Origin of the sequence: Blautia sp. 210820-DFI.6.14 (assembly GCF_020558815.1) — a bacterium.
GTDB classification, from domain to species: domain Bacteria; phylum Bacillota; class Clostridia; order Lachnospirales; family Lachnospiraceae; genus Blautia_A; species Blautia_A obeum.
Genome location: NZ_JAJCKS010000056.1, coordinates 1 through 3,739, shown reverse-complemented (window position 1 = coordinate 3,739; position 3,739 = coordinate 1). Strand labels below are relative to the sequence as shown.

6 protein-coding genes are annotated in these 3,739 nt (G+C 35.2%); all 6 read right to left on the bottom strand.

What is annotated here, in order from left to right:
• Nucleotides 1–404 (bottom strand): LURP-one-related/scramblase family protein (locus LI112_RS17560; protein ID WP_227191186.1); only part of this gene is annotated, 404 nt, incomplete at its 3' end.
• 298 nt (nucleotides 405–702) lie between these two features.
• On the bottom strand, nucleotides 703–1,458 hold the full coding sequence (locus LI112_RS17555; protein ID WP_195968353.1) for a 4Fe-4S binding protein: 756 nt from the start codon (nucleotides 1,456–1,458) through the stop codon (nucleotides 703–705).
• 247 nt (nucleotides 1,459–1,705) lie between these two features.
• Complete coding sequence (locus LI112_RS17550; protein WP_005426072.1) at nucleotides 1,706–2,311, bottom strand: DUF1349 domain-containing protein; 606 nt, start codon at nucleotides 2,309–2,311, stop codon at nucleotides 1,706–1,708.
• 145 nt (nucleotides 2,312–2,456) lie between these two features.
• Complete coding sequence (locus LI112_RS17545; RefSeq protein WP_227191185.1) at nucleotides 2,457–2,675, bottom strand: hypothetical protein; 219 nt, start codon at nucleotides 2,673–2,675, stop codon at nucleotides 2,457–2,459.
• Between the two features lie 131 nt (nucleotides 2,676–2,806).
• Nucleotides 2,807–3,268 carry a helix-turn-helix transcriptional regulator gene (locus tag LI112_RS17540; protein ID WP_007887521.1) on the bottom strand — a complete coding sequence of 154 codons (462 nt, stop codon included), beginning with the start codon at nucleotides 3,266–3,268 and terminating at the stop codon, nucleotides 2,807–2,809.
• Nucleotides 3,269–3,284: 16 nt separating this feature from the next.
• The gene (locus LI112_RS17535) at nucleotides 3,285–3,566 is read right to left on the bottom strand and encodes a hypothetical protein (RefSeq protein WP_227191184.1); all 282 of its coding nucleotides are present in this window, start codon (nucleotides 3,564–3,566) and stop codon (nucleotides 3,285–3,287) included.
• Between the last annotated feature and the right edge of the window lie 173 nt (nucleotides 3,567–3,739).

Below are 3,739 nucleotides of genomic sequence, written 5' to 3'. Positions count from 1 at the left end.
GGATCCTGCACATCAATAACATATGTATCAGTCATATGAAACAGTTCTTTACTAACCCGTGCAATTGAATAACCGCTTAGATCAAGAATGCTATAGTCCCATTCCATAATGGTTCCATCAATATGCCATCCATTGTAATCAATATTATAATGTGGCGTCAGGAATGAGAATTCTTTGCTCAGGCATCCGATATAACTGCCGTTTTTATAAATTTCAAATTTAGGAAGAAAAGTAAGTACTTTCTGAACAACCATTCCTACTTCATTTCCATAGGCATCATAAATTACAAGTTTATGTCCCCAGGACAACTGGCCTTTTATTACATAAACAGTGTTGCCTGCTTCATCATAGATATCATAGCTGTCAAACCATGAAAACAGCCTTTGTTTAAACAATAACTTCATAACTTTTCACCACTCTCTCCAACCGATATAATTGGTTCTTTATAAGTATCATAATACCATGCCGGAACACCTTAAAAAATATGTAAATCGAAGAATTAACCCATCTTATTTCACGGATTATGATAAAACACATATTACCAGCTATAAATCTCTACTTGTTCACAAAAAGATATAAAAAAGACCATCTACTGCTTGTTTACGGTAAATGATCTTTTCATTGCAATATTTAATTAAATATCATACTGAGCCGATTGTTCACGTATCAATTTACATGTTTCTCATTGTATTGCTCGCCCTATTATAAATACAATTTATTTTCCTTCCTACCGAAACAAACCTTCTTCATTTTCAGTCCAGCGATAAAACTGACAAGCTTACTGTAATTTCTTGCTTTCTTCGGACAGACTGCTACACAGTGCATACAAGAAATGCACTTATCCTTATCGGTCATCTTCGGATTATCCAACGGAATGGCACCTGCCGGGCATTCTTTTGCGCACAGACCGCAGGAAGTGCATTTTCCATTTGCAACAGGTTTGAGCGGAACACCACCATATTCTCGATATGGTCTGTTTCCCGGAAATGCAGGTGTCCTTTGTGCTTCGCTGTTTTGCATAATCTTTGCGGCAAATTCCAGCAATTCCTTTTCATCCTGCTGATCCGGGCGTCCGGTTCCAAATTGGTGCATCAGGGAATGCTCTGCGACAGCCTCCATTCCTGCGATACATACAAATCCTGATGCCTCCAGAACATCCTGTAGTTCCAATAGAGTATCATCAATCATACGGTTTCCAAATACTGCCACAAGAATTGCTTTCGTACCATCTGCCTTTACTTTGCGGAACATATCCGTTACAACTGATGGAATGCGTCCACCGTAAGACGGTACAGCAATCAAACATAGGTCCTTTTTTTCAAATTTCACCTTCATGAGTTTATCTGGTTCTTTAATTAGGTCGATTTCTTCAGCATCCAGCTTCGTCCCTTTCGCAACAATATCTGCTACTTTCTCTGTACCCCCTGTCGGGCTGAAAAATATGTTATAAAATCTCATAATGATCCTCCTACTGATTCCGATTTGTTTATTGTCCTTTTATAACGGTTGACCAATTGTTTTCAATAGTCTTTATATGTTTGAAAGGAATTCTTCTATCAAACTATTTATCATCTCCGGTTTATCTGTATTAGAATTATGACCGGCCCCTTCAATCCACTTTAAAGGAATTTTCGTTTTTCTCAGTTACACAAACTGAAAAACTTTAACTATTTTCATATTGGTTTTTTATATCAAATACAGTCTGCTACATCTCATCCGGCTTTTGACCATCGTGGGCTTTCCATTGACACTCCGTCAATTTCATATCTGTAAATACCGCTTTAAACGATGAATCTTCTGGACTGCATGCATAAATTCCAAATTTGATTTTTCCTGCACCAGCCCACATATGACAAATCCTCATTTGCTTAAACCGTATTCCATCCTCAGAACATTCAATGCAATAATCATCTTCACGTCTACTGAGACGATACCACATAGATTTAATCTCTGCATCAATTTCCGTAGTTGCCCAATCTGAATATCCATTGTTTGTCACAACACTTCCCAGGTGCTGAAAATAGTCATTTTCATATTCTATAGAACCTTTCAACCAATTCTCACTGTCAAGATACATAACCACACCGCACTGATCAAAGCGATGATGGCTTTCCTTAAAATCAGTTTTCACTATAAATGAAAAAAACTTTTCCTCTGTTTCTATCTGCAGAACCGGAGCATTATCATTGCGGAAATGATAGTAAGTTCTTTGCCACAAATCAGTTCCAGGCTGTGTAATAATCTCAATTTTGTCATCTGTCAGCGTGTAATCATCAGGTTCTCTCGTCCACTTAAAATCTTTTATATTCATCTCATTATCCCTCCAAATCCCGATTGTTATAATCTTTTTCAACTCCACCTTCTTGCCCTTCGGACAAGAAGTATCCCTCGCTCAAAGAGTTTGGTCAATTCCGATTCGAAATCAAATTTACATTATTAACAAATTCATCACCAAATTAACCATAATCTGAAGCAGTTGTCGCAAAATTTGCGACAACTGAATTATCCAACTCTTCTTTTAATGCATTATTAATATGTTTCCCAATTGTCTTTACATCTCTTCCAAACAATTCGGCTAACTGTTTTCTATTAAGCCATACAGTATTATTTTTTATAGGCACAGTTAACTTTATTTCTTTATCGGCAGTTTCAAACAAAATTAATTCATTCTCCATGTTTGCTTTCCCTTCTGAAAATACAAAAAATGACAACAGTTAAAACGAATTCAATAATAAATTTTCTATAATTTAGCCCTGCAAACTTGAATTTCATGAATTATCGCTTGCCTTAAACTTGCTGACACAAATCATTTAGTTTCCAATCCACTCAAATAGAATTGATATAACAAATACACCAGAGAAAATATACCAATTAACAAATACGCCACATTTTCTTTTAAAGATACTAGATACGATGAGAATACAACAAAGCCAATAACCTTGATTACCGCTTTAATTTTTCGATTTTCAATCTTATCAATTTTACAACAGATAAAACGTACTCCAATAACCATAGGAGAAAATAAGATTGCAATCAAAATTAATATAATATTTTGCTTATTAAAAATAAGCTTTGATAACTGTTTTTTCTCATTATCCTTGATGTCCAAATACTGGTATAGCAATATAAGAGAGGCTTGGTCAGGAACACTTTTTCCCAATTCCCATTTCGAAATTGTCTGTCGCGTAACAAAGACAACATCAGCCAGTTGTTGTTGGGTTAAGCCCTTTTCAATTCTGGCTGATTTAATCAAATCTGATATTTCCATAGTTGTACTCCATTTATTATCTGTTTTTAATAGTGTCGCATAATGTTATTGCTAAACAAGCAACTATTACAAGAAAACTCATCTGATGTTTAATAACAACGCAAAATAGGCTAATTGCCAATAACATACCGATAAAAGCAATCATACTATACTTGTATATCCTAGGATATTTTTGGGATAATGCATTCGATATTTTTACAATTACTGCTATCATAGGAATAATTAATACCCCCATAACACCAAATAAAATTCCAGTTGCAACAACACTCATTTTGTTTTTCTTTAATTCCTTCAACATAAAAAGAACCTCCTTTGTTTTTGATACTTTGATATTAAAATAGAATTCTTTTTATGTCACGCAACGCTTGTGAAAACAGGCGCAACGGTAACGATTTTCATTCTGGTCATCGAAAGCAAAATTCCGATTTTTCGTTCTCTGCGACTTCCCAATAAACGGGAATTTTACGCTTT

Coding starts and splice junctions, on each gene's coding strand:
- LI112_RS17555 (WP_195968353.1), bottom strand. CDS start 1,458: ATGAGATTTTATAACATATTTTTCAGCCCGACAGGGGGTACAGAGAAA.
- LI112_RS17550 (WP_005426072.1), bottom strand. CDS start 2,311: ATGAATATAAAAGATTTTAAGTGGACGAGAGAACCTGATGATTACACG.
- LI112_RS17545 (WP_227191185.1), bottom strand. CDS start 2,675: ATGGAGAATGAATTAATTTTGTTTGAAACTGCCGATAAAGAAATAAAG.
- LI112_RS17540 (WP_007887521.1), bottom strand. CDS start 3,268: ATGGAAATATCAGATTTGATTAAATCAGCCAGAATTGAAAAGGGCTTA.
- LI112_RS17535 (WP_227191184.1), bottom strand. CDS start 3,566: ATGTTGAAGGAATTAAAGAAAAACAAAATGAGTGTTGTTGCAACTGGA.